23 protein-coding genes are annotated in these 26,210 nt (G+C 35.8%); 14 read left to right on the forward strand and 9 right to left on the reverse strand.

What is annotated here, in order from left to right:
* Nucleotides 1-2: 2 nt before the first annotated feature.
* Both IEV50_RS02850 and IEV50_RS02855 read right to left on the reverse strand, forming a co-directional pair.
* Nucleotides 3-1,283 (reverse strand): replication-associated recombination protein A, encoded by a 1,281-nt coding sequence (locus IEV50_RS02850; protein ID WP_188411723.1) that lies wholly within the window; start codon nucleotides 1,281-1,283, stop codon nucleotides 3-5.
* A 171-nt stretch (nucleotides 1,284-1,454) separates the two neighbouring features.
* A complete protein-coding gene (locus IEV50_RS02855; RefSeq protein WP_188411724.1) occupies nucleotides 1,455-2,759 on the reverse strand; it encodes an MFS transporter in 1,305 nt (434 codons plus the stop codon).
* Nucleotides 2,760-2,892: 133 nt separating this feature from the next.
* Between IEV50_RS02855 and IEV50_RS02860 the strand changes: the two genes are divergently transcribed.
* A complete protein-coding gene (locus IEV50_RS02860; protein WP_188411725.1) occupies nucleotides 2,893-3,624 on the forward strand; it encodes a class I SAM-dependent methyltransferase in 732 nt (243 codons plus the stop codon).
* Nucleotides 3,625-4,044: 420 nt separating this feature from the next.
* On the opposite strand, the gene hisS is transcribed toward IEV50_RS02860, so the two are convergent.
* The gene (gene hisS / locus IEV50_RS02865; RefSeq protein WP_188411726.1) at nucleotides 4,045-5,577 is read right to left on the reverse strand and encodes a histidine--tRNA ligase; all 1,533 of its coding nucleotides are present in this window, start codon (nucleotides 5,575-5,577) and stop codon (nucleotides 4,045-4,047) included.
* A 479-nt stretch (nucleotides 5,578-6,056) separates the two neighbouring features.
* On the opposite strand from hisS, the gene fumC reads away from it, so the two are divergent.
* From fumC to IEV50_RS02895, 6 genes are all read left to right on the forward strand, one after another.
* The gene (fumC, locus tag IEV50_RS02870) at nucleotides 6,057-7,454 is read left to right on the forward strand and encodes a class II fumarate hydratase (protein ID WP_188411727.1); all 1,398 of its coding nucleotides are present in this window, start codon (nucleotides 6,057-6,059) and stop codon (nucleotides 7,452-7,454) included.
* A 284-nt stretch (nucleotides 7,455-7,738) separates the two neighbouring features.
* Nucleotides 7,739-8,290, forward strand: coding sequence for a fumarate hydratase (locus IEV50_RS02875; RefSeq protein ID WP_188411728.1), 552 nt, complete (start codon nucleotides 7,739-7,741; stop codon nucleotides 8,288-8,290).
* Between the two features lies 1 nt (nucleotide 8,291).
* Nucleotides 8,292-9,098 carry a S1/P1 nuclease gene (locus IEV50_RS02880; protein ID WP_188411729.1) on the forward strand — a complete coding sequence of 269 codons (807 nt, stop codon included), beginning with the start codon at nucleotides 8,292-8,294 and terminating at the stop codon, nucleotides 9,096-9,098.
* Nucleotides 9,099-9,202: 104 nt separating this feature from the next.
* On the forward strand, nucleotides 9,203-9,634 hold the full coding sequence (locus IEV50_RS02885) for a hypothetical protein (RefSeq protein ID WP_188411730.1): 432 nt from the start codon (nucleotides 9,203-9,205) through the stop codon (nucleotides 9,632-9,634).
* A gap of 207 nt (nucleotides 9,635-9,841) precedes the next feature.
* The gene (locus IEV50_RS02890; RefSeq protein WP_188411731.1) at nucleotides 9,842-10,276 is read left to right on the forward strand and encodes a low molecular weight protein-tyrosine-phosphatase; all 435 of its coding nucleotides are present in this window, start codon (nucleotides 9,842-9,844) and stop codon (nucleotides 10,274-10,276) included.
* Nucleotides 10,277-10,319: 43 nt separating this feature from the next.
* Nucleotides 10,320-11,063: a ThuA domain-containing protein gene (locus IEV50_RS02895; protein WP_188411732.1), complete on the forward strand. Its 744-nt coding sequence runs from the start codon at nucleotides 10,320-10,322 to the stop codon at nucleotides 11,061-11,063.
* Between the two features lie 46 nt (nucleotides 11,064-11,109).
* Here the strand turns inward: IEV50_RS02895 and IEV50_RS02900 are convergent, their stop codons facing one another.
* Entirely contained in the window at nucleotides 11,110-11,793 is a 684-nt protein-coding gene (locus IEV50_RS02900) for a hypothetical protein (protein ID WP_188411733.1), read from the reverse strand.
* 278 nt (nucleotides 11,794-12,071) lie between these two features.
* Between IEV50_RS02900 and IEV50_RS02905 the strand changes: the two genes are divergently transcribed.
* Entirely contained in the window at nucleotides 12,072-12,527 is a 456-nt protein-coding gene (locus IEV50_RS02905; protein ID WP_188411734.1) for a PA2169 family four-helix-bundle protein, read from the forward strand.
* Nucleotides 12,528-12,592: 65 nt separating this feature from the next.
* Here the strand turns inward: IEV50_RS02905 and cphA are convergent, their stop codons facing one another.
* A complete protein-coding gene (gene cphA / locus IEV50_RS02910; RefSeq protein WP_188411735.1) occupies nucleotides 12,593-15,208 on the reverse strand; it encodes a cyanophycin synthetase in 2,616 nt (871 codons plus the stop codon).
* Between the two features lie 293 nt (nucleotides 15,209-15,501).
* Here cphA and IEV50_RS02915 point away from each other — a divergent pair, with 293 nt between their 5' ends.
* The 4 genes from IEV50_RS02915 to IEV50_RS02930 all read left to right on the forward strand — a co-directional run bounded on the left by IEV50_RS02915 (nucleotide 15,502) and on the right by IEV50_RS02930 (nucleotide 20,576).
* On the forward strand, nucleotides 15,502-16,377 hold the full coding sequence (locus tag IEV50_RS02915; protein ID WP_188411736.1) for a cyanophycinase: 876 nt from the start codon (nucleotides 15,502-15,504) through the stop codon (nucleotides 16,375-16,377).
* Nucleotides 16,378-16,514: 137 nt separating this feature from the next.
* On the forward strand, nucleotides 16,515-17,357 hold the full coding sequence (locus IEV50_RS02920; protein ID WP_188411737.1) for an isoaspartyl peptidase/L-asparaginase: 843 nt from the start codon (nucleotides 16,515-16,517) through the stop codon (nucleotides 17,355-17,357).
* A 29-nt stretch (nucleotides 17,358-17,386) separates the two neighbouring features.
* On the forward strand, nucleotides 17,387-18,067 hold the full coding sequence (locus tag IEV50_RS02925) for a tetratricopeptide repeat protein (RefSeq protein WP_188411738.1): 681 nt from the start codon (nucleotides 17,387-17,389) through the stop codon (nucleotides 18,065-18,067).
* A 319-nt stretch (nucleotides 18,068-18,386) separates the two neighbouring features.
* On the forward strand, nucleotides 18,387-20,576 hold the full coding sequence (locus IEV50_RS02930; RefSeq protein WP_188411739.1) for a carboxy terminal-processing peptidase: 2,190 nt from the start codon (nucleotides 18,387-18,389) through the stop codon (nucleotides 20,574-20,576).
* Between the two features lie 132 nt (nucleotides 20,577-20,708).
* Here IEV50_RS02930 and IEV50_RS02935 read toward each other — a convergent pair whose 3' ends face one another.
* The gene (locus IEV50_RS02935) at nucleotides 20,709-21,650 is read right to left on the reverse strand and encodes an SPFH domain-containing protein (protein ID WP_188411740.1); all 942 of its coding nucleotides are present in this window, start codon (nucleotides 21,648-21,650) and stop codon (nucleotides 20,709-20,711) included.
* Between the two features lie 90 nt (nucleotides 21,651-21,740).
* Here IEV50_RS02935 and IEV50_RS02940 point away from each other — a divergent pair, with 90 nt between their 5' ends.
* Entirely contained in the window at nucleotides 21,741-23,783 is a 2,043-nt protein-coding gene (locus tag IEV50_RS02940) for a M13 family metallopeptidase (protein WP_188411741.1), read from the forward strand.
* Between the two features lie 151 nt (nucleotides 23,784-23,934).
* The gene (locus tag IEV50_RS02945) at nucleotides 23,935-24,120 is read left to right on the forward strand and encodes a hypothetical protein (protein ID WP_188411742.1); all 186 of its coding nucleotides are present in this window, start codon (nucleotides 23,935-23,937) and stop codon (nucleotides 24,118-24,120) included.
* A gap of 66 nt (nucleotides 24,121-24,186) precedes the next feature.
* Here the strand turns inward: IEV50_RS02945 and IEV50_RS02950 are convergent, their stop codons facing one another.
* The 3 genes from IEV50_RS02950 to IEV50_RS02960 all read right to left on the reverse strand — a co-directional run bounded on the left by IEV50_RS02950 (nucleotide 24,187) and on the right by IEV50_RS02960 (nucleotide 26,152).
* A complete protein-coding gene (locus IEV50_RS02950) occupies nucleotides 24,187-24,366 on the reverse strand; it encodes a hypothetical protein (protein WP_188411743.1) in 180 nt (59 codons plus the stop codon).
* Nucleotides 24,367-24,400: 34 nt separating this feature from the next.
* Complete coding sequence (locus tag IEV50_RS02955) at nucleotides 24,401-25,498, reverse strand: CapA family protein (protein ID WP_188411744.1); 1,098 nt, start codon at nucleotides 25,496-25,498, stop codon at nucleotides 24,401-24,403.
* 96 nt (nucleotides 25,499-25,594) lie between these two features.
* On the reverse strand, nucleotides 25,595-26,152 hold the full coding sequence (locus tag IEV50_RS02960; RefSeq protein WP_188411745.1) for a C40 family peptidase: 558 nt from the start codon (nucleotides 26,150-26,152) through the stop codon (nucleotides 25,595-25,597).
* Nucleotides 26,153-26,210: the final 58 nt, after the last annotated feature.

Raw genomic sequence — 26,210 nt, forward strand, 5'->3', positions numbered from 1 at the left:
CATCAATACTTGTATTTTTCTTTCCAGTTTTGCCTAAGTTTTTCTCTCAGCTTTTCTTCTGCCGGATTTTTCCCAGGGTCGTAAAGCTTAGTGCCGCTCAATTCGTCAGGAAAATATTCTTGCGCCTCAAAATTGCCTTCATAACCATGCGAATATTTGTAATCCTTACCATAACCTATATTCTTCATTAGCTTAGTTGGCGCATTTCGAATGTGTAATGGAACAGGTAAATTACCCGTTTGCTTAACCAAAGCTTGTGCCTGATTAATGGCCTCGTAAGATGCATTACTTTTTGGCGAACTGGCTAAATAAGTTACGCATTGCGATAAAATAATCCTTGCCTCGGGATAGCCGATAACATTAACCGCAGTAAAACAATTATTGGCCAAAAGCAAGGCGTTCGGATTGGCATTTCCGATATCTTCAGATGAAAGAATCAATAATCTGCGGGCAATAAACAAAGGGTCTTCACCGCCTTCAATCATTCTGGCTAACCAATACACCGCAGCATTTGGATCGCTACCACGGATGGATTTTATAAAAGCAGAAATGATGTCGTAATGTTGCTCGCCAGCTTTATCGTAAAGCGCTAAATTTTGTTGAGCATGTGCTAAAACATTCTCATTGGTTAGTATGATATTATCTCCGCCTATCCCATTGATGGCAATTTCGAGTACATTTAAAAGTTTACGGGCGTCGCCACCACTCAATCGAATTAAAGCCTCATGTTCTTTTATGGTAATTTTCTTTTGAGATAAGAGAACATCTTTTTTTACAGCTGTTTGCAGCAAACCAGCCAATTCTTCTTCGGTTAGAGATTTTAAAATATAAACCTGGCAGCGGGAAAGTAAAGCAGAAATCACCTCGAACGATGGATTTTCTGTTGTGGCACCGATTAGCGTAACTAATCCCCGTTCTACAGCACCAAGCAAGCTATCTTGCTGCGATTTGCTGAAACGGTGAATCTCATCAATAAACAAAATCGGCAAACCCAAAAAGCTGTCTTTCAAAGCTGCTGCCTTATCAATTACCTCACGGATATCTTTAACACCACTGTTGATTGCACTAAGGTTAAAAAACGGTCTGTCTAAAGTTTGAGAAATGATATAAGCCAAAGTGGTTTTCCCTACGCCAGGCGGCCCCCAAAAAATCATTGATGGCAGCTGACTGCTCTCAATCGCCTTGCGTAAAACAGCACCAACGCCTACCAAATGCTTTTGTCCTACATATTCATCAAGATTTTGAGGACGCATTCTTTCGGCTAACGGGGCTTGATTGAGCATAATGGTAAATATAGAAAAATATCTTTTGCCATGGAAATAGGATTTCAATGGGTTGTTTTAACCACAGATTAACATGGATTTTTTTGCCAAAGAAACACAGTTATGCTAGACTTTATGTTCCCCGTAATAATCTTAAAATCCAGCAATCCTTAAATCCTAGCTTAATCCTGGTCAGTCTTCTATTTTCGAGTGATGCTTTGTATCCTTCATTGTGGTATATAAAATCAAGGAAATTAAAATACAGCCAGTAACATACCAGTAAAAGTAATTTTCGTGACCTATATTTTTAAACCAAAGCGCTAAATATTCTGCCGTTCCACCGAAAATGGCAACAGTTAAAGCGTAAGGCAAACCGACACCCAATGCTCTGATTTCTGCAGGAAACAATTCTGCTTTAACAACTGCATTTATACTGGTATAGCCACTTACAATAATCAACGCAGCAATCATCAGTAGAAAAATTATCGTTGTATTGGTTTCATTTGCTAAACCAGTTAAAATGGGTACGGTACATAAAGTTCCTAAAATACCAAAGCTAATTAATAGCGGCTTACGACCGATTTTATCTGATAATAACCCAAATAATGGCTGCATAATGGCAAAAACCAACAGTGAAACGAACGATAATGTTGTAGAGGTCTCCTTACTTAAATGAACGGTATTTACCAGAAATTTTTGCATGTAAGTGCTGAAGGTATAAAATGCAATTGTTCCACCCAAGGTTAAACCAACCACAGTAAAAACCTCTTTCGGATATTTCATCAACACAGAAACTCCACCTTTCTTGTCTTCTTTGTTTTTCTTAAATGCGGAAGTTTCATCAATATGTCTTCTTAAATATAAGGCTATAAACGATAGAATGGTACCAATAAAGAAAGGGATTCTCCATCCCCAGGCATGTAATTCGGCTGGTGTCAGCAACCAGTTTTGCAAAATTAATTGAATGCCCAAAGCCAGTAATTGTCCGCCGATTAAGGTTACATACTGAAAACTTGAATAAAAGCCTCGATGCTTTTTGGTTGCCATTTCACTTAAATATGTTGCCGAAGTTCCATATTCGCCACCCGTGCTTAAGCCTTGAATTAATCTGGCAAAAACCAACAGTAAAGGCGCGAAAATCCCGATTTGTTTATAGCCTGGTGTTAAGCCAATAATTAAAGAACCAATTGCCATAATGAATACCGAAAGCCCCATGGATTTTTTCCTTCCTTTTTTATCGGCGATGCTGCCAAACAGCCAGCCACCAATTGGCCGCATTAAAAAACCCACAGCAAATATTCCGGCTGTATTTAAAAGCTGTGCGGTTGGATTGCTATTCGGAAAAAATACAGGTGAAAAATATAAAGCAAAAGCCGAGTAGGTGTACCAATCGTACCATTCTACCAAGTTACCAACCGAACCACCGAAAATAGATTTTAATCGATATTTAACGTCGTCGATTTCCTTTGGCGTAAAATCATTTTCAGTTGGATGCATGGTTTGGTCTTAATTTCTAATATGAATTTAAACACAATTGTGTTCTCATTGTTTATTGATCTAAATTAGGTAATATCAGAATAGATTACTGAAAAATATCATTGCTAAAGTATCGAAGTTTAATTGTTAAAACATGAAAGATAACTTTTCCACCCAGTCTGCTGAGTACGCCATTTACCGACCAACTTATCCTCAAGAATTGTATGATTATCTATTAAATCTAATCGATAATAAAGATGCGGCCTGGGACTGTGCCACCGGCAATGGACAAGTTGCAAGAGTTTTGGCACAACATTTCCAATCAGTTTATGCTACGGATATTAGTGAGAAACAACTGAGTCAGGCTTTAAAAATGCCAAATATTTTGTACGATGTAGCACCTGCTGAAAAGATAAATGTTCCGGATGGCAGTTTTGATTTGATAACCGTTGCACAAGCCATCCACTGGTTTAATTTTGAAGATTTTTACAGTGAAGTAAAACGAACTTTAAAGCCTGATGGCGTTCTGGCTGTAATTGGTTATGGCTTGATGTTTATTGATAAGAAAGTAGATAAAGCTGTTCACAAACTTTACGAAGATATTCTTGGAAAATATTGGGATAGCGAACGCAGGTACATTGAAGAAGGCTATAAAACAATTCCATTTCCCTTTGATGAAATTGTTGCGCCACACTTTCAAATTAAAACGACCTGGAATTTTAACCAGATGATTGGTTATCTAAATACCTGGTCATCCTTACAACACTACAAAAAAGCCAACGACAGAAATCCATTAGAATATATGTTTACCGAGTTGAAAGAGGCATGGGGAAATGATGCAGAGAAAGATGTACATTTCCTGATTTTGTTAAGGATTGGGCGTTAGGATTTAACGACAAAGAAATGAAGAAAAGCTTAAGGTTGGGTATTTAATTCTACCACAGAGCACACAAAGTTTAAGGCTAGCGTTTGTTCGAGGGAAAAAGAAAAACATTTAATTCTCTATTTTCCTCTGTGAAAACCTAAGTGCACTCTGTGGTTAAAAATTGAAAACCTAAATGAAGGCTCTAATCATTGCGCAGATTGAAGAAAAATATTTCAAATCCTCGCTTCGGAAAGTCTAAATCCTCAATTTACTCTGTGAAAGCCTCGGTGCGCTCTGTGGTTAAAAATTGAAAACCTAAATGAAGGCTCTAATCATTGCGCAGATTGAAGAAAAATATTTCAAATCCTCGCTTCGGAAAGTCTAAATCCTCAATTTACTCTGTGAAAGCCTAAGTGCACTCTGTGGTTAAAAATGGAAGCCTTACTTCAGCAAATCCAAAATACCTAATACGGCTAGCTTTTTCTGTTCACCGCTTTTCATATCCTTTATCGTTAACTCCCCACTTGCAATTTCATCACCACCTATTAAAACTACATAAGGGATGTTCTTCGCATCGGCATACGCCATTTGTTTTTTCAACTTTGCTGATGATGGATATAATTCAGCAGAGATTCCTGCATTTCTAAATTGTTGTAAAATGGGTAAAGCATATTTTTCGGCTTCTGCATCGAAATTACTGATTAAAACTTTCGTTCCAACTTCTGCCGATGCAGGGAAAAGATTTAACTCTTCTAACACATCGTAAATTCTGTCGGCACCAAATGAAACCCCAACGCCGGTTAAACCTTTTAAACCAAACATTCCGGTTAAATCATCGTAACGACCACCACCACCGATACTTCCCATTGCAACTTCGTTGGTTTTAACCTCGAAAATACAACCCGTATAATAATTTAAACCGCGAGCTAAAGTGATGTCTAATTCCAGTTTTGCGGTTAATGGCAAACCGTAAGAGATTAAGCTTTCTACATATTCAAAAACCTGTTCAATTTCTGCTACACCTTTCAAACCCGTTTCAGAAGCTGCTAACACGTCTTTTAAGCTACCTAATTTTTCTTCGTTAGTCCCTTCCAATAAAATAACCGGACGAAGTTTTTCCAAATCGTCTTCTGTAAAACCACGCTCTAACAATTCTTTACTAACGCCATCCAAACCAATTTTATCTAGTTTATCTATGGCAACCGTCATGTCGATTATCAAATCAGGCTTACCTATAATCTCAGCGATGCCTGATAGAATTTTTCTATTATTAATTTTAACGGTAAAATCTTTTAAGCCTAATTTAGCTAAGGCCTCATTGTAAATGAGGATAAATTCAGCCTCATTCAATAAACTTTCAGAACCTACCACATCCACATCGCATTGATAAAATTCACGGTATCTGCCTTTTTGCGGTCTGTCAGCTCGCCAAACAGGTTGAACCTGAAAACGTTTAAATGGTAAAGTGATTTCATGCTGGTGCATCACTACGTAACGAGCAAAAGGAACTGTTAAATCGTAACGAAGGGCTTTTTCGGAGATATCTGTAAGAACAGTTTTACTGACATTTTTATAAAGAGATATTGCTTGTTGTAGTTTAGCATACTCTTCATTATTTCCGAATACCACAGAGGCATTGCCACCTATCACTATTTTATCAGGATTAGAGTCATCATTTTCAGCAAGGTATCCCTCTGCTTCTTCAAATTGTTTTTTAAGATGACTAACTTTATCTAAAACTTTTTGGCTCAAATATTCTCCACTATTCAAAATTTTAAAAATCAATTTATCACCCTCATCCCCATATTTTCCGGTTAAGGTAGAAAGGTTTTCAAAACTAGGTGTTTGAATTTCTGCGTAACCATATTTTTTGAAAACCGTTTTAATGGTGTCGTAAATAAAGTTGCGTTTTACCATTTCAACAGGCGTAAAATCGCGTGTACCTTTTGCTAATGAGGGTTTAATAACTGACATAGCCAGCAAAAGTACAAAAAGGTTTATTAACCACGGAGGGCACAGAGAATTTCACAGAGAATTGTTGAGGTTTCATTCTCTTAGAGAATAGCCGATTAAGAGGGCAGCATCAATTCCTTGCCGTTGGTTTCAACCAACGGAATTTAAAATTAACATTAAGGGCTTTAGCCAAAATTTGCATCAAACAAATTTTATTACCTGCTGTTTCTTAGCCACATAAACCCGATGGCAGCGGAAATACTTTTGCAAACCTTATAGGTTTAATAGCGCAATGTAAAATAAAACCTATAAGGTTTAAGGAAAAGATTGCAGCGAATCAGCGGGACCGAACCCAAGCTAAAAACCACTTCAATACCTTTCCAAAATAAAAACTTAGCATATCTAAAAAATCTTCAAATCATACCTTGGTAAATATCTAAGATAATACCTTGCTTTATAGGCAAAAAACTTAAATTTGCGACAACAAAAATCAAAATATAATGAGTTTCAGAATAGAACACGATACCATGGGCGAGGTTCAAGTGCCTGCCGATAAATACTGGGGTGCACAAACCGAACGCTCACGCAATAATTTTAAAATCGGACCAGAAGGTTCTATGCCTAAAGAAATTATTCATGCTTTTGGCTATTTGAAAAAAGCAGCAGCTTTGGCTAATACTGAACTTGGTGTACTTTCTGCAGATAAGGCAGAACTGATTGCTAAAGCTTGCGATGAGATTATTGCAGGTCAGTTAGATGACCAGTTTCCACTAGTGATTTGGCAAACCGGTTCTGGTACACAAAGTAACATGAACGGAAACGAAGTAATTGCAAACCGTGCCCACGTAATAAATGGCGGTGCATTGGCTGATGATAAAAAAGTACTTCACCCGAATGATGACGTGAATAAATCGCAATCATCTAACGATACATACCCAACTGCAATGCACATTGCAGCATACAAATTAACAGTAGAAAATACCATTCCTGGTTTGGAGAAATTGCGAAATGCTTTGGCTTCAAAAGTTGAAGAGTTTAGTTCGATTGTTAAAACTGGTCGTACGCATTTTATGGATGCAACGCCGTTAACCTTAGGACAAGAATTTTCGGGTTACGTACAACAAATTGATAATAGCATTAGAGCGATTAAAAATGCTTTAGTTATGGTTGCTGAGTTGGCTTTAGGCGGAACGGCAGTTGGAACGGGCTTAAATACACCAAAAGGTTATGATGTTTTAGTGGCACAAAAAATTGCTGAGTTAACTGGTTTACCTTTTGTAACGGCGCCAAATAAATTTGAGGCTTTGGCTGCTCATGATGCAATGGTTGAACTCTCTGGCGCTTTAAAACGTACTGCAGTTGCCTTGATGAAAGTAGCAAATGATGTACGTATGTTAAGTTCTGGTCCGCGTTGTGGCATTGGCGAAATCGTAATCCCTGATAACGAACCAGGTTCTTCAATTATGCCGGGAAAAGTTAACCCAACTCAGCCAGAAGCTTTAACCATGGTTTGTGCACAAGTTATGGGTAACGACGTTGCAGTTTCAATTGGCGGCATGTCTGGCCATTTTGAATTGAATGTTTTCAAGCCATTAATTGCTGCAAACGTATTGCAATCAGCTCGTTTAATTGGCGATGCATGCGTTTCTTTCACCGAAAAATGTGCAGAAGGCATCACTGCCAACTTACCAGAAATTGAGAAACATTTACAAAACTCATTGATGTTGGTTACAGCATTAAACCCCCATGTGGGTTATGAAAACGCCGCTAAAATTGCAAAAAAAGCACATAAAGAGAATAAAACTTTAAAAGCAGCAGCGGTAGAGCTGGGCTTATTAACGAACGAACAATTTGATGAATGGGTTCGTCCGGAAGATATGGTTGGAAGTTTGAAATAATAGCCACACCTATCGGAGGAATACCTTTCTAAGCTGATAGGAAAAGTCGCTTTAGAGATTTTATGAAAGCAGGGCTATTCGTTCTTCGGCTCCGATAGCCCCGCTTTTTGCTTCAAGTTTTTTCAACTTCTGTTATGCTGAGGCACAAGTCATCTGTTTCATCGGTTGCAGATGCTTCGTGCCTCAGCATGAATTATTTAAAGTTAGTGCAATAAAAAGCTTTACGCTGCAATCGGGTTTATTTAACTCAAAACTTGCTTAAAAATTAATCGCTCTGCGAACAAATGACAATATCAATAAATAAACTTCTTGATTTAAGAATAACCAAGCATTACTCAAGGTTAAGGTTTTTGTACATCATCCTTTTTACCTTTTCCATCTTACAGCTGGCTTGTTCCCCTCGCCCCAACATTCAAGGCAAAGGTGCAGATTTTTTACAGGGTGTTTGGAATGAAGATTCTGTTGCTTTTAGCGATAAATTAAACAATTACACCCAACACCATTTTAAGTTTACCTGTGATTCCGTTTACATTGATTTAGTTACCCATAGCAAAGTAAATTTTTATGAAGATTCTTGCTACAACAATGGTGTTTGGAAAGAATATGCAAAAGGTGTTTACGCTATTAAAGGAGATACATTATTTGTAGGCGCAACTTTTACCCATGCAAATTATAAACAAAAGATTTCTGGCTGTTACCGCATCGGCAGATATGATAAAGGCTTCCTGATTAAGAATAAAACTTCTGATACGTTACATTTGGAAAGCCTTAGCGATAGACGAGATATTAAATTGGCATTAAAAGAAAAAATTATCTGCGTACAAAAAGAACTATAATATGATATTGAAATCAATTAAAAAAAAGATAATTACAGTTGGAGTAATTGGCTTACTAGCTTATCTACCAATACAGGCAAATGCATGGGGAATGATTGGTCATCGAGTTGTGGGTGAAATTGCCGATAGTTATTTGAAAGCCAAAACACGCAAAGCCATCCAAGGCATATTAGGATATGAAAGCCTGGCGATGTCTGCAAACTGGGGCGATTTTATAAAATCCGATTCAACTTATAACTATATGTACAACTGGCACTTTGTAAATCTTCCGGGTGGATTAAACAAAGATGGCATTTACAGTATTTTAGAAACAGAAAAAGGAACCAATCTTTACAATAAAATCCCCGAATTAATTGCCATATTAAAAAATGGAAGCAGCACAGCTGATGAAAAAAAATTAGCATTGCGCATGTTGGTACATTTAGAAGGCGATTTATCTCAGCCGATGCATGTTGCCCACAAAGATGATTCAGGTGGAAACCGGGTTTCTGTTTTATGGTTTAACGAAAAATCTAATCTTCACCGCGTATGGGATGAGCAATTAATTGAATATCAGCAATTAAGCTATACAGAATTTGCTAAAGCAATAAACCATCCTTCGTCAGTGCAATTGTACAATTGGCAAAACACAAGTTTAAAAGATTGTATATACGAATCATACTTAATTTGCAGCAAAATTTACGACAAAACCAAACCCGATTCTAAATTAAGTTATCGCTACAATTTTGATTGGGTTGATACTTTAAACGAACAATTACTTAAAGGTGGTATCAGGTTAGCTAAAGTGTTAAATGATATTTACGGATAGCTATCAGCTCAATTAATTTAAACGCCTCAATATTGAGGCGTTTGTTTTTATACATGTAGCGTTAATTAGTCTCACCACGTTTTAGGATTAAAAACCAAAACATCATGAAAAAACTGTTCCTTATTTTAGTACTCTTTACTGCATTTGGCTGTAAAAAGAAATCCATTAACCCGGAAGATATTACACAATATAACTGGTTGTTGTCGTCTGCTACCATCAGCCCAGCAATGGTCGTTAATGGAAAGCCTGAAACCAATTTTAAAACAATGGCTGGCCCATCGGGCTGCTTAAATAATAATTACACCCTTTCTTTTTCCAAAGATGGCACTTATGCTTTTAGTTCAAATGGGCCACTTTGTGATATGATTTCTTACAAAAATGCAAAGTATGCCCGCAATGGAAATGAAATTATCCTGAATGATGGCTTGAATCACAGCAGCATTTATATTTTAAGTGGCAATAGCATTACTAATAAATATACATTTGAGCAAAATAACGTGAGTTATACCGTTACTTATATTTACAATCCGAAATAATTGAGTTTTTACTCCTTGATTTGAACTTTGTGGTAAAAAATTGCCGTCATTTCTTTTACTGCGCATATTTCGCAGGTAAGAAAATTCAAAACTATTTAGCTACTGATGCGATTTGTACATTTAATGGAAATCTTCTAACTTACGGGCTAATATATCCGGGCACGGTACATTAGCCCGGTTCTTAAAAGTATAATACAATAACATATTTTGAAAATTTTGATGGTTTGCCTGGGCAATATCTGCCGTTCACCTTTGGCTGAAGGGATAATGCGCCATTTGGCTAGTGAAAAAAAATTAAACTGGGAGATTGCATCTGCAGGCACTGGGAACTGGCATATTGGCAAAGCACCCGACCATAGAAGTGTTGCCGCAGCAAAGGCAAATGGTTACGATATAAGCAGTCAGCGGGCGCAGCAATTCAGCCATAGTATGTTTGCCGGATATGATTTGATATTCGTGATGGACAGGAATAATCTTGATGACGTACAGGCATTGGCAAAAACTCCGGAAGAGCGTAAAAAGGTGAAGTTATTTTTAGATAACGATGAAGTTACAGACCCATATTGGGATAATGCTTTGTTTGAGCCGGTTTGCAAGCAAGTGGAAGAACGATGTAAAGAAATTATCAAACAACTTTCTTAAATTAGTGCATCATTCAAGAACATAATCACGCTAACCACTTATCATGAAAAATCTATTTTCAATTTGCTTGTTAATTATTGTAGTTTCTTTCTTTCAGAGTTATACCGTTGTTAAGAAAAATCCAAAAGTATTAGTTTTTTCTAAAACCAAAGGTTATCGCCACGCATCTATCGAAAAAGGTAAAATAGCACTTATAAAATTAGGTGTTGAACATAATTTTTCAGTTGATACGACAGAGAACTCAGCTTTATTTACCGAAGAAAATTTAAAGAAATATGCTGCTGTGATTTTTTTAAGCACAACTGGTGATGTTTTGGATGATAAACAACAATCTGCGTTTGAAAAATACATTCAAGCGGGAGGCGGTTATGTTGGTGTACATGCAGCAACAGATACAGAATATGATTGGCCTTGGTATGGAAAACTTGCTGGTGCTTATTTCTTAAGCCATCCAGAACAGCAAAATGCCAGATTTGTAATTAAAGATAAGAAACATCCTTCTACAAAATTTTTTACTGATTCTGTTTGGATGCACCGTGATGAACTGTACAATTTCAAAGATATTAATCCTGACATTAAGGTTTTAATAACCATTGATGAATCATCTTACAAAGGTGGTAAAAATGGAAATTTCCATCCATTTAGCTGGTATCATAACTTTGACGGAGGCAGATCATTTTACACCTCAATGGGCCATACCGATGAGTGCTGGGTTGACAATTTGTTTTTAAAACATTTATACGGTGGTATTAAGTATGCAATGAGCCGACAAAAGAAATTGGATTAATCCAAAGCACATTCTAAATTGCCTTAAATCTACGATTACTTTTAAGCTACTTCTTAATTTTAAACTGATTATTAGAATTAACCAGGTAAATATAATTTAGCATACAAAACGATGCTATGGCACCGAAAGTATGCCACAGGAAATGTGTACCAACAATTAATATTTCCCACTTATCTGCAATACGAAAAGTTAAGGCAAATATAAATGCAATCAAGGCAAAGCCAACCCACTTTCCATTTTTCCATTCTGTTTTAAGCAAATATCCAAAAACAGGAAAAAGAACTAAAGCAGCCATAAATGCATAATTAATATTGATAAAGATCTGGAAATCGCCACCCGTGAATTGTCTCCTTAAAAAGATCTGAAATAAAGCATATAATACAACAATTAATGCTGCAAAATACCACTTTGTAATTTTAGCCAAAAAATATGTTCCGGCAGATAGACATAACAACATTATCGGAACCCAGTCCATCATTATAAATATTGGCCATCTTCTTAAACCATGATAAGTTGTCCCGCCGATGCCTCCTATGTATAACAATACCAATGCGAAACTTAAAAATGTATGTAATTTAAAATTTCCCCAAAGTTTAAAAGTAAAATAAACTGCAATTGCTAAAAAGAAGCAGCTCGTAATTGTATTCAAAGGCTCAGGAAATAATTGAGAGAGATTTGTTTCGGTGTACATGGTGCCACCATCGGGAGGATTCTGGGCGAAAGCATTCATAATTTTAAAACATGTGATGGTTTTGAAAGCTTGCAATCTGCATTTATAAAACCATTATATTAGTCTTTTAGGTGTGGATTTTAAGTAAAAAAAATGCGACTGTAGCTTAACGAATTAGTAACATACATCGATATTATTGAGTTCCACCTGATTAAACCAGAAATTGTAGTTAAATTAATCTTAGTATAGCTAAGCGTTGTGAGCATTTATAAAAGATGAAAAACCTTTTTTTAATTGGCTGTGTTGAAACAATACATCGAAACTGTAAATAAAAAAACATGAAAACTATAACAGCAACAACAGAAATTTTAAACGACTTAGTTCAAATTAATAACGACCGCATAGAAGGTTATGAAAAAGCTCGTCAGGAATTAAAAGATAATGATGCAGATTTAAAATCTTTATTCTTGAATATGATTGAAGAAAGTCAGAAATATAAAATGGCTTTAGCAACAGAAGTAGCTGCTTCAGGTCAAGACATCGAAACTGGCACAACAACGTCAGGTAAAATTTATAGAGGCTGGATGGATGTGAAGGCTCTATTTACAGGCCATGACCGTCAAACTGTTTTAAACAATTGTGAGTTTGGCGAAGATGCAGCTCAAAATGCATATAAATTGGCTTTGGAAGAAGAAGATTTACCTTCAAACATCAGATCATTAATTTCTGATCAAAAAGCTTCTTTAAGACAGTCGCATGATGAAATTAAAAGATTACGTGATGCTCAAGCTTAAAATTTGATATCATAAAAAAACCTCCTGATGAATCGGGAGGTTTTTTTATGCTTTTTATTTCTTATTTAAGATTCCAGTTCCCTATCCAAATGCTCTGTAACTCTTTGAATGGTATTATCTATAGTATTACTTAAAATGGTTAGATAAGAACCTTTTTTGGCATGGTCAATTGCGATTTGTAAACACTCCGTACTCTTGTTATTGATAATAATTTCCTTGTTCGGATCAACCTCTTTAATACCTTTTACCAACAAATCTATTAATTCATCTTGAGTACGTCCGCGTAAATATTTTTCCTGGCAGATGTAAATTTTATCAAACATTTGTGCAGAAATTCTAGCCGTTTCCATAATATCCTCGTCACGTCTATCTCCTGTTCCCGAAATAATACCAACATGTTCAGTTGCTTCCACGCTGTGCAAATACGCTTTAACACCATTAAAGCCATCAGGATTGTGCGCAAAATCTACCAACACTTTAAAATCTTTAAATCTAAAAATATTCATCCTACCGGGAGTATGTGCTGCCGATGGAATAAAGGTTTCGAGCGATAAACGAATATCATCTGTTTTATAACCCCACAAATATGCCGCTAGCGTTGCTGCTAAAACATTCTGAATCATGAAATTTACTGAACCACCAAAAGTCAACGGTACGTGGGTTGCTTTATCAACACGTAATTTCCAATCGCCTGTTTTAATCGTTATGTAGCCATTCTCATAAATTGCTGCAATACCACCTTTTTTGCAATGCTCTTTAATAACCGGATTGTTCTCATCCATACTAAAATAAGCAACATTACAACGGGCATCTCTGGCTATTTTAACACAATAACCATTATCAGCATTTAAAACAGCCCAGCCTTTACGCCTAACCGCACCAATTACTACTGCTTTTACACGTGCTAAATCATCAAGATTATGAATATCTGATATACCTAAATGGTCTTCCTGAATGTTAGTGATAACACCAATATCACACTGGTTGAATCCTAAACCTGCCCTTAAAATTCCACCACGGGCGGTTTCTAATACAGCAAATTCAACCGTTGGGTCTTTTAAAATAAACTCTGCACTAACAGGCCCCGTAGTATCGCCTTTCATCAACATTGTGTTGTGAACGTAAACGCCATCAGAAGTTGTAAAGCCAACTCGTTTACCATTACTACGAATAATGTGGGCAATTAAACGGGTTGTTGTAGTTTTTCCATTTGTACCTGTAACCGCAATTATCGGAATTTGGGATAATTTTCCCTGTGGATAAAGCATATCGATAACCGATGCAGCAACGTTTCTTGGCAAGCCTTCGCTTGGAGCAAGGTGCATCCTAAAACCAGGTGCTGCATTTACTTCTAATACAACGCCTCCATTTTCAGTTAATGGTTGAGTTAAGTTCTGCGCCATAATATCAATACCGCAAATGTCCAATCCGATAACTCTCGAAATTCGTTCGCAAATAAAAATATTTTGTGGATGAACAATATCGGTTACATCAATGGATGTTCCGCCAGTGCTTAAATTTGCAGTAGATTTTAGATACACTATCTCTCCCTTTTCAGGAATCGTTTCTAAAGTATATTCTTTTTTTGCAAGTAAATCTAAAGTATCTCTGTCAACCGAAATTTCTGTTAAAACGTTTTCATGGCCATAACCGCGACGAGGATCTTCATTCTCCTTATCAATTAATTCTTGGATGGTATGAATGCCGTTACCTTTAACATGTGCAGGATCACGTTGTGCAGCTGCAACAACTTTATGGTCAATAACCAAAATACGGAAATCAAAGCCTGTTATAAATTTCTCGATAATTACCTTGCGAGAATAGGTTTTGGCATATTCAAATGCTGCTTTTGCAGCCTCTAATGTTTTTACATTTATAGTTGCACCCTTACCGTGGTTACCATCTAAAGGTTTAAAAACCAAAGGAAAGCCAACTTTTTTAACAGATGCTTCTAAATCATCTGGATTGGATATGGTTACACCAGATGCTACAGGAATTGCTGCTTCGGTTAATAAACGTTTAGTTTCTTCTTTATTACTGGCAATATCAACTGCAATACTACTTGTTTTCTCAGTCATGGTAGCTCTAAAACGAACCTGGTTTTTGCCATAACCCAGCTGCACCAAAGAACTTTTATTTAACCTAATCCAAGGTATGCTTCTGCTTACAGCTTCCTGAACAATAGAACCTGTACTTGGCCCTAATGCTTCCAACTCACGAATTTCCTTCATCCGTCGGATATCGTGATCTAAATCATATTCTTCATTATCAATCAAAGCCTGCGCTATTTTTACCGATGCTTCAGCAGCATAAACACCAACTTTTTCTTCTAAATAACTAAATACTACATTATATATGCCATCAGTTTTAGTTTGGCGTGTACGGCCAAAACCGGTTTCCATACCAGCAATGGTTTGAATTTCTAAAGCGATATGCTCAATAACATGGCCCATCCATGTGCCTTCTTTTACGCGGGTAAAAAAGCCTCCTTCAACACCTTTGGAACAGCGGTGACTAAACATGCTTGGCAAAAGCTTTTCTATTCTTTCGCTAAATCCTTCGATCGTATTTGTTGGTCTTTGCTCTAATTCTTCTAAATCAAGTCGCATTTGAATTAGTTTTTTGCGATTGATAGACCATATATTTGGCCCTCTTAATACTTGTATGTTTGATATCTTCATGTAATATTTTGTAGTTTTTTGTTAAACAAGGGTTTGGGATAGCTTATTTAATTCAATTCGAGATTGTAAAATTGATGATTGTAAAATATGAATTTATTTTTAAAATTGTTGCTGCATTTACCTAAATCAATTTTTTGGTACAATTGTTTTATTTTCAGCGCAAAACAACTTATTTTTTATATAATTAATTTTAACGTTTGTTAATAAAGTGAATATTATTGACAAAAAAAGTCGTAATTTTTATCTTATCCTGATATATTTGGGTTTTTCGATACAATAATAATACACAAAGAATGGTTCCGAAGGGTAAACTCATCATCATAGGTGGCGCAATAAACACAGGTAGCTTTGCAGAAACACAGTTCGGATTACCCGAAAACATGAATTTCTTTGAGCGTGGAATTTTAAAAAGAATTACTACCGAATCAATTAAAGATATAGAATCACGTTTCGAAATCATTACAACGGCTTCACTTATGCCTGAAAAAGTTGGTGAAGAATATATTAAAGCTTACGCCCAATTAGATGTTCATAATGTTGGTGTGTTAAATATAACCAACCGCGAAGAAGCAAATAGCGAAGAAAATTCTGAACGTATAAAAGCTGCAGATGTAATCGTTTTTACCGGAGGCGACCAATTGCGTTTATCTTCCATTTTCGGAGGAACTAAAATTCATCAAATTCTTTTAGATAAATATAAAAATGAACCTGTAGTTATAGCTGGGACTTCTGCAGGTGCCGCTGCAAGCTCAAAAAATATGATTTATCAGGGAAGCAGTAAAGATGCGTTATTAAAAGGTGAAGTTAAAATTACAGGCGGATTAGGTTTTATTGATGATGTTATTGTTGATACACACTTTGTTCAACGTGGAAGAATTGGCCGTTTGTTGTATGCTGCAGCAAGTAATCCTGGTATTTTAGGTATTGGTTTAGGCGAAGATACAGGTCTTTTTATTTCTGACGGCCATGTTATGGAGGCCATTGGTTCGGGTATGGTAATACTTGTTGATGGACGCCAAATGGCAGATACAAATTTAACCGATGTGGAAATGGGCCAACCTGTATCAATAAAAAATATGGTTGTACATGTAATGTGCGATGGAGATGTGTACGATTTAACAGATCATAGTTTGGTTATTCATCACCCAAAAGTTGTTCCTATAGGATAGAAGGTTATATTGCTTAATCTTGATACTTACTACTAGATACTTGATACTAAATACTTACTACTAGATACTAAAATCTTACTGCTTAATACTTGATTTTAATTACTTGATACTCGCTATTAAATCTCGATACTTACAAAATGAAACTAATTATACATGGTGGCTTTTTCAGCGAGTCATCTACCAATCAGGAAACTAAAAAAGCTAAGCAAGATGCTTTATCCCAGATAGTTACGTTTGGTTACGAATATTTAAAAAGCCACACAGCCTTAGAAACTGTGGTTTATACCGTTTCCTTGCTGGAAGATAATGATTTATTTAATGCAGGAATTGGCTCTCAAATTCAGAGTGATGGAAAAGTTCGTTTAAGCGCATCACTAATGGATGGTAAAACAGAAAAGTTTAGTGGCGTAATAAATATTGAGGATGTTAAAAATCCGGTTGAAATTGCTAAAAATCTTTTAAACTATGATGACCGGGTTTTAAGCGGCGAGGGTGCACAGCTTTTCGCAAGAAATAAAGGATTTGAATATTTTAATCCGATAACCAAACAACGTCAATCAGAATACGAGGCAAAATTAAACCAGCAAAATAATAAAGGTACCGTTGGATGTGTTGCTTTAGATGATAGTGGCAATTTAGCTGCAGCCACTTCAACAGGCGGAAAAGGTTTTGAAATTCCTTGTCGCGTTAGCGATTCTGCTACTGTTGCTGGCAATTACGCAAATCAATACGCTGGCATCTCTTGCACAGGCGTTGGTGAAGATATTGTAAGTGGTGCTTTGGCGGCTAAAATTGTAACCAGAGTTACAGATGGTTTTACCTTAAAAGCAGCTACTGATAAATCATTCGCAGAACTTAAATCTTTCGATGGCTTTGCCGGAGTTGTAGGAATTAGTGCGGAAGGTGAAATTTATCATTGCGATTCGCATCCTTACATGGTTTGGGCATCTTTTGATCTTAATTTACAGGTATTTAGCTAAAAATTCATTTAAAGTATTATTTTTGTTGCATGACTAAAATGGTTCTGGCTCTTTTTTGCCTTTTTGCCTCTCTACAACTTTACGCTCAAAATATAGATAAAGCCGACCAAGAACCTGGGTTTGGTGGAAGTGCAATTAATATTGCGGTTTCTAAATACGATCTTGCCGAAGGAACCAATTACTTTGAAGATGCTCAAAGCCTTGAAAAGAAAGGTGATTTTAATGAAGCATTAACCCTATTTGGCAAAGCAGCTTTTGAATTTAATGCCGTAAAAAACTTTAATCTGTATTGCCAGGCACTTATAAAAATGAGCAATATGCATTATCAACTCGGGCGTTTTATGGATGCTGAACAAATTTTGCTTAATGTGGTGCTTAAAAATTATTCTAAAATGGGCAGTCGCGTAGGGCAAATGAATACTTACAACATTTTAGGAAAGGTTTATCTGGCTGATAGTAAATACACACAATCTATGTGGTTTTATACTCAACAGGGTATTTTAGCCAAACAACTTAGAAGTAATAGTTCTTTTATCGAATCGGTATTAGGGCTTGCGCAAGTAAAAATCAGGAAGAAGGATTTTACGCTGGCATCAAAAGATTTAAAGCAGGCGGAGCTTTTAGCCAATGCCATAAAAAGTTCTCAATATAAATCTCAAATAAAAGATGCCCGCGAAATGATTGCATCTAAAACAACTCCTAAAAAATAACCTTTTGCTTTAAGAATGCATTTATTAGGATGCCTGTCAGGCATCATTATTTCAGCAGAAAATTAGGATTCTCTAATAACTGACATCTATAATTATATAATTTCTTCACAATAAACACAAATGTTAATTTTTGTTAAAATATATTACGCCTAAAGGCCTGATATTAAAACAAAAAGTGCTGTGTTGGGTTGTTTTATAGCAATTGACAAATAAAAACCTTTTAGTTAGATTTGAACCATTTAACAAGAGACGGTAATAATGCTGTCTCTTGTTTGTTTATTTGATAAAATGGTATCATATTGGCTATATAGAATTAGAAATGGATTTTAAATTATTTAAAGAGATGTTGAAGAGAATATTTTTTGTACTTTTTACAGCCGCAGTGCTAGCTTGCCATGCCGCTCCAAAAACTCAACCTGTTGTTGAAGGCGTTACAAATGTAAAGCCAGATGAACAACAGCAGTTGGTTATTAAAGAAGTTGTTAATCTTATCGAGAGCTATAACTATAAAAAACTGGAAATCAATGATTCTATATCTTCTATAATTTTAGATAAATACATAAAATCATTAGATCAAGGTAAAAACTACTTTCTAGCATCTGATATTAAAGAATTTGAAAAATATAGGTTTACACTTGATGATGATTTTAAAAATGGCGATTTAAGCGGTCCGTTTTATATCTACAATGTGTACGCTAAACGCTTAAACGAGTATTTCAACTACTCTTTAGCTCAGATAAAAACTAAATTCGATTTCAACCAAAACGATACTTACACTTACGACAGAGAAAAAATGCCTTGGGCTGCATCAAGCACCGCATTAAATGAAACCTGGAAAAAACGTGTTAAATACGAACTGGTAAATTTAAACTTAGCAGGAACCGCACAGGCAAAAAATGTAGAAACGTTAACCAAACGTTATCAAAATTTGCAATCGCAAACGTCAAAAACTAATAATCAAGATGTATTTCAAATTTTGATGGATGCTTTTACAGAATCTATTGACCCACATACAAATTACTTCAATCCGGTAAATGCAGTAGCTTTTAACGAAGATATGTCTCGCTCATTTGAGGGTATTGGTGCCAGATTACAATTAGAAAATGAAGTAGTTAAGATTTCGGAAATTATAGCCGGCGGACCAGCTTTTAAAGATAAACAATTAACTCCAGGCGATAGAATTATTGCAGTTGCTCAAGGCGACGCTGAATTTGTTGATGTTGTAGGCTGGAGATTAGATGCTACCGTATCAAAAATTAAAGGTGCCAAAGGAACCAAAGTCCGTTTAAAAGTAATTCCTGCCGGCAAAGAAATGTCTTCTAAACCTGTCATTATCTCTCTAGTACGGGATAAAGTAATTTTAGAAGAAACTTCAGCTAAAAAAATGGTAAAAACCATTAATATGAATGGTAAAAGCTATAAGATGGGTGTAATTACTTTACCTGCATTTTATGCTGATTTTAAAGCTGCAAACGCAGGCGATAAGAACTACAAAAGCACAACACGTGACGTAAGAAAACTTATCGATTCTTTAAAAACTTTTGATAAGGTTGATGGAATTGTTATGGATTTACGTGGTAATGGTGGTGGTTCTTTAGTTGAAGCAATTTCATTAACTGGTTTATTTATTGATAAAGGCCCAGTTGTTCAGGTAAAAGATTTACGCAACAAAATTGAGGTTGATGAGGATGAAAATACAGGTGTAGCTTGGGATGGTCCTTTTGGTGTGATGGTTGATCGTTTAAGTGCTTCTGCCTCTGAAATTTTTGCAGGTGCGATTCAGGATTATGGTCGCGGTATTATTATGGGTAGCCAAACTTATGGCAAAGGAACAGTTCAATCATCAATCGATTTAAATAAACTGGTAAACCCAAGTATGCTTCAAAGAATGGCAGGATTAATTACAAAAAACAAAACAACATTAACTTCACCAACTAATGTAACCGCTGCAGATATTAATCTAGGTCAGATAAACCTTACAATGGCTAAATTCTACCGCGTTGCCGGAAGTAGCACCCAACATAAAGGTGTAACGCCCGATGTTATTCTCCCATCTTTATATCCAATGGATAAAATTGGAGAAGATACAGAGCCATCGGCATTACCTTGGGATGTGATTCCAAGTTCGAATTTTAAAGCAGTAGCAAATTTAACAGCTGTTAAGCCTAACCTGATAAAAAATAGCGAACAACGTATTGCCAACTCCTTAGATTTTAAATATTTAAAACAAGATTTTGCAGAAATGAAAAAACGCGATGCCGAGGTTTCAGTAACATTAAATGAAGCTAAACTTAAAGCAGAACGCGAGGCACAGGAGGTAAAGAGTCTTGCCAGGATTAATGAGTTAAGAGCAGCAAGAGGTTTACCCGCAATTAAAAAAGGAGAAAAGCCAACAAAACAAGATGCATTCGACTTTATTGAAGATGAATCATTACATGTAATGGGCGATTTTATGCAGCAATCGGGTAACTATGTTATGAATCTTGGTTTAATGCCAAAGAACAATTAATAAGAATTTTAATCAGTAAAAAGCCTGCTAAAATTAAAATTTTAGCAGGCTTTTTTGATCCATGGTAAAACATACGAAGTCAAACAGGCTAAGAGCAGAGGAGACTTCGTAAGTTTAGATGAAGCGCCAAACCTATTTCGCTTGCTGTCCAGGTTGGTTTTGTCTGTTTAACTGCATAGCCATCATTTCTTTCATGGTTTTATTCATGCCTTCAGTACTTCCATCCAAGAAAATAATGTTGCCTTCGCCATATTCAGCAAATTGCTTAATTGCTTCGGTCCACATCGTGAAAAGAATTACTGAAGTATCTAAATTGGCTTGTTGCATTTCATGAGCAGCATTTGTCATACCCTTTGCAACTTCCTCTCTAAACAAAGCAATACCTTGTCCACGTAATTGAGCGGCTTCACGTTCGGCCATTGCCGCTATTTTAATTGCATTACCATCAGCCTCTGCACCTTTTGTTTTTGTAATCAATAAAGCTTGTCCTTCATTTTCTGCCGCAGCTTTTAAATTATTTGATGCTACCACGCGGCTCATAGATCGCATAATTTCTTCATCAAAAGTTATATCATTCAACTGCAAATCTTGCAAATGATAACCCCAGCCATCTAAAACCTGATCGATTTGTTCCTTTACATGGAGAACAATCTCATTACGCTGCGCTAAAACATTTGCTTGTTTCTGCGTTGCAACATACGCTCGAATAGAACCTTCTATGGTTCTTATTAATGCTTGCATTAAGTTCGTTGCATCAACAAATTTAAAGGCTACGTTTTTAATGGTTTCTTCATCCTGATTAACTACAGAATATAAAAGCATTGCCTTAAAATAAACATTTGCCTGATCTTGTGTTACTGCCTGAAAAGACAATTCTACTGAACGATTTTGAATAGAAATACGTGAATAAATCTGCTCAATTAGTGGGATTTTAAAATTTAAGCCTGGTCGTAACTGCCGTTGGTATTTTCCAAAAACCGTAATAACAGCTATTGTACCTTGCTTAACAGTAACAAAAGAACTTAAAAGGATGATGATCCCAAAGAAAACTAGAATGTAAATTATGTATTGCATCTTTTTAGATTTTTTATGAAGTTATAAAAAATTCATACAAACTACATCATGCTTTTCGTAGCTTTAATTTTCTTAACTAATTACAACCCCATGAAAAGAAAATTATTTCTGCCAGCGGCAGCATTATTGTTACTTGCCGCCTGCCAGAACGATAAAAATCATCAAGCAGCAGAAGCAGATCAAAGAACTGTATTTTTTGATGCAGTCGGTATGGACACAACCATAAAGCCCGGCGATAATTTTTTCCTGTACGCCAACGGAAAATGGATGAAAAATACGCAAATCCCCAAAACCGAAACTGGTTGGGGTTCATTTTATATGCTTTACAATGATAATATTAAAAACCTAAGGAGCATTTTAGAACACGCAGCTAAGAGTAGCGTAAGCAAAGGGAGCGCAGAGCAAAAAGTTGGAGATTTTTACGCAAGTGGAATGGACTCTGTAACGATTGAAAAGTTAGGAATAGAGCCTATTAAACCCTTATTATCAAAAATTGATGCCATTAAAAATGATAAAGATTTAATCAATTTTATTGCGGAAGGATTTAAAGATGGCGAAGGCGATTTATTAGGTTTTGGTATCGAACCAGATGATAAAATGAGTTCAAAAAATGCTTTGGTTTTCTCTCAATCGGGAATAAATTTACCTGAACGTAGTTACTATTTAGATAAAGATGAAAAAGCAAAAAAAATCAGAACAGAATATGTAAAATACATCAATAAAATATTTAGTCTTGCAGGCGATTCACTAAATGCCGCTAAATATGCTGATGATATTTTGAAGTTAGAAACAGCAATTGCAGAATCTCATTCAACTCCTGTAGAACTTCGCGACCCGCAAAAAAACTATAATAAGTTTGCTGTTGCAGATTTTCAAAAACAAATGCCAAACATCGATTTTAAATCTGTTTTAAGCAAACTTGGGGCAAATACTGATACAGTCATCGTACGTCAACCGAAATATTACCAGGAATTATCTAGTTTATTAAAGAATCAGCCGATTAACGTTTGGAAGGAAAAACTAAAATTCGACGCATTAAATACTTCTTCTAATTCACTTACAAAAGCTTTCAGAACAGCAAGATTTGATTTCTTTGGTAAAACGCTTTACGGTCAGCCATCGCAAACAGAAAGATGGAAAGCAATGGTGAGCAATACTGATAGAAATCTTGGTGATCTTTTAGGCCAGTTATATGCCGAACAATATTTTAAGCCTGAAGCCAAAAAACGTATGCTTGAATTGGTTAATAACCTTCAAAAAGTTTATGAAGGCAGGATTAAAAAAGTTGACTGGATGACTCCTGAAACGAAGAAAAAAGCATTAGAGAAATTAAATGCTTTTGTTAAGAAAATCGGTTATCCTGATAAATGGAAAAAATATGATGATGTAGAAATTTCTAAAAACACTTATTACGCAAATCTTCAATCGGCTAAAAAGCACGATTATAAAGAGATGATGGATAAGTTAGGTAAACCTGTTGATAAAACCGAATGGGGAATGACACCACCAACTGTAAATGCTTATTACAATCCTTCGTTTAATGAAATTGTATTTCCTGCCGGAATCTTGCAGTTTCCTTTCTTCGCCTTTAATGCCGATGATGCGATTAATTATGGCGGTATTGGTGCGGTTATTGGACACGAGATGACTCACGGTTTTGATGATCAAGGTCGCCAGTACGATGCAGCAGGTAATTTAAAAGAATGGTGGACAAAAGATGATGCTGCTAAATTTAAAACCAAAGCCGATAAAGTGGTTGCATTTTACAATAACTTCTCTTTATTAGATAATCAGCATGTAAATGGCGCACTAACATTAGGCGAAAACTTGGCCGACATTGGTGGATTAAATATTGCTTATGATGCATTTAAACTTACTGAACAAGGCAAAGGAGATAAAAAGATTGACGGTTTTACACCCGACCAACGTTTCTTTTTAAGCTTTGCACAGGTATGGAGAGTGAAAAACCGCGATGAAAGCATGCGTGTTCGTTTAAAAACAGATCCACATAGCCCTGAAATGTTTCGTGTAAATGGTCCTGTTTATAACATGGAAGCTTTCTATAAAGCCTTTAACATACCAGCAACCGCAAAAATGTATGTTGTACCGGCCAATAGACTAGGGGTTTGGTAAAAGATTAGTTTAATTAGTTCAATTTAAAGCCACAGATTACCAGATTTTAAATCTGTTAATCTGTGGCTTATTTTTTTGATTAGCTTATCTTTTTATTCAAATGAAAACAAAAATCAAAAATTATTGTCTTTACTCTGATAATTTTAAAACTATGAACGTAAAACGCACTTTTGGAACGGTCCTGACTATTTTAGGTATAATTGGATTAGTTTATGCCGGTTATGGTTTCGTTAACCATAGCCAGAATAGTAGAGGATTGTTAGTTTATGGTATAATTGGATTGATATTCTTTGTTTCTGGAATTGGTTTGGTAAAGAATACTAAGGATGAGGTGTAATTTTAGCTACCAGCCTATCTATTTTAACAAATACTACTTAGTTTCTTCTTGTGGGATAAACATATATTATTTTTTATTTCTTCTAATTATCAAATACTGGCTAAAAGCAACCAGCGAACCTGCCAAAATTATTATTCCGGCAGAAACTATATTCTTTGGGTTTTGATTGATGTAGTAAGCTGCCGCTAAAACTAAAATTGCTGCTGCAATACCAACGATATAGTGAAGAGTTAATCCTGTTTTCATGTTTTGAGGGTTGAGGTTAAGGTCGAGATTGAGATTATGGCTGAGCTGTTATCCTATTATTTTCGAATTCAAGTTTGTGCCCAACAAAGTCTTCATCTGTTAATTGTTTAATTCTTTTGAATGCGGTATGATTTTCATCCACTGTTAATCTGCTTATTTTTTCTTGCTTAACCGAAATTACATCAGCATATAAAAAATCGCCCTTGCCATTAACTTTAACTTGAAACAGTGGGGCAAAACCATTGTTTCCCTTTAAGCTAAACATGCCATAGGTACAAAAATTCCCCATGCTGTAAGCAATAAATTTATTTTTGTAAACTTCCACAGCACGGCTTACATGGGGGCCATGACCTAAAACGATATCCGCCCCAGCATCAATAACTGCATGTGCAAAAGCATAAACATTCCCCCGGTTTTCGTTATAGAATATTTCATTTTTGCGTGTTACATGTTCAAATCTTGCACCTTCACCTCCACCATGAAAGGAAACAATAACAATATCTGCCATCTTTTTTAATCTGCTAACTAATGCTTTGGCACTATCAATTTTATTAATTGAAACGGTATTTTCATTCGGGGCAAAAGCACAAAAAGCATATTTTATACTATCTTTCTCAAATACATCGAAAGGTTTATTTAATTGGCCTGCATAGTGAATTTGTAAGGAATCTAAAATTCGGACTGTATTCTTCCTTCCTTTAGCATCAAAATCACCAACATGATTATTGGCAATGCTCATAACATTGAAGCCTGCCTTTTTATAAATTCCAGCGTAGCGTTCTGGCATCCGGAAAGCGTAGCAGTTGTTTGGGTTGATGCCATTACATTTTGTAGAGTTTCCGGAGTTCAAAAAACAGCCCTCTAAATTGCCAAAAACGATATCTCCTTTCAATAAACTATCAACCGCTGCGAAACTATTTACCGCATCATCTGAAGGAAGATTACTCGCAGATGGAAATGCCGAACCGAGCATCATATCTCCAACGGCTGTTATCGAAATTGTATCCTTAATCTTTCTAAGAATAGTATCTACCTTCATACCATTAACTACTTCCTGAGCGCTATTGCTGGTGCAGCTAATAAATATAATTAAAAAGAAGAATGGCAAAATTATGCTATTGGCTAATTTCATTAATTGATTTTATGGTATAAAAAAATCCTCCAAAATTGCTTCAGGAGGATTATATCTATTCAATCTACAATCGTAAATCTACAATCGTAAATTTTTTTATTCTACGGTAAAGTCCTTTTTAAAAGATTCTAAAATTCTTCCACCTTTATAAAAATAACGACTGTAATATGGCTCGTTTAAATTGCTGATAACCACACCACGAGAACTTGATGCATGAGCAAATCGGTTGTCGCCAAGGTAAATACCAATGTGTGAAATACTTCTGCTTTTGATTTTGAAGAAAACCAAATCACCTTCCTTTAAATCTTCTTTAGATAATGGGTCAACCATGCTAAATATATCGCGAGAATTTCTTCTAATGGTAGTGTTGAAAACTTTATCGTAAATCGCTTTTGTAAAAGCCGAACAATCTATTCCTTTTTTAGTGTTTCCACCGAAACTATAAGGTGTTCCAATCCATTCGTAAACAAACTTATATAATTTTAAGTTCGAAGTTGCATCTACAGCAACGCCCATTACTTGCGAGAAATATTGAGATGCAAGATTATCTGGATCTGTTAATTCTTTGCCGGGTTCTTTTGTTTTTGTTTGCGCAAATGCGGCAGAGAGCGTGCAAATAGCGATTAGGGATGAAAACAAAAATTTTTTAATCATGTTATACAGTTATGTTTGGGTAATTCACTTACACAGTAACGTAAACCACATGGGCTTA

The organism is Pedobacter mendelii, from assembly GCF_014635725.1.
GTDB lineage: Bacteria > Bacteroidota > Bacteroidia > Sphingobacteriales > Sphingobacteriaceae > Pedobacter > Pedobacter mendelii.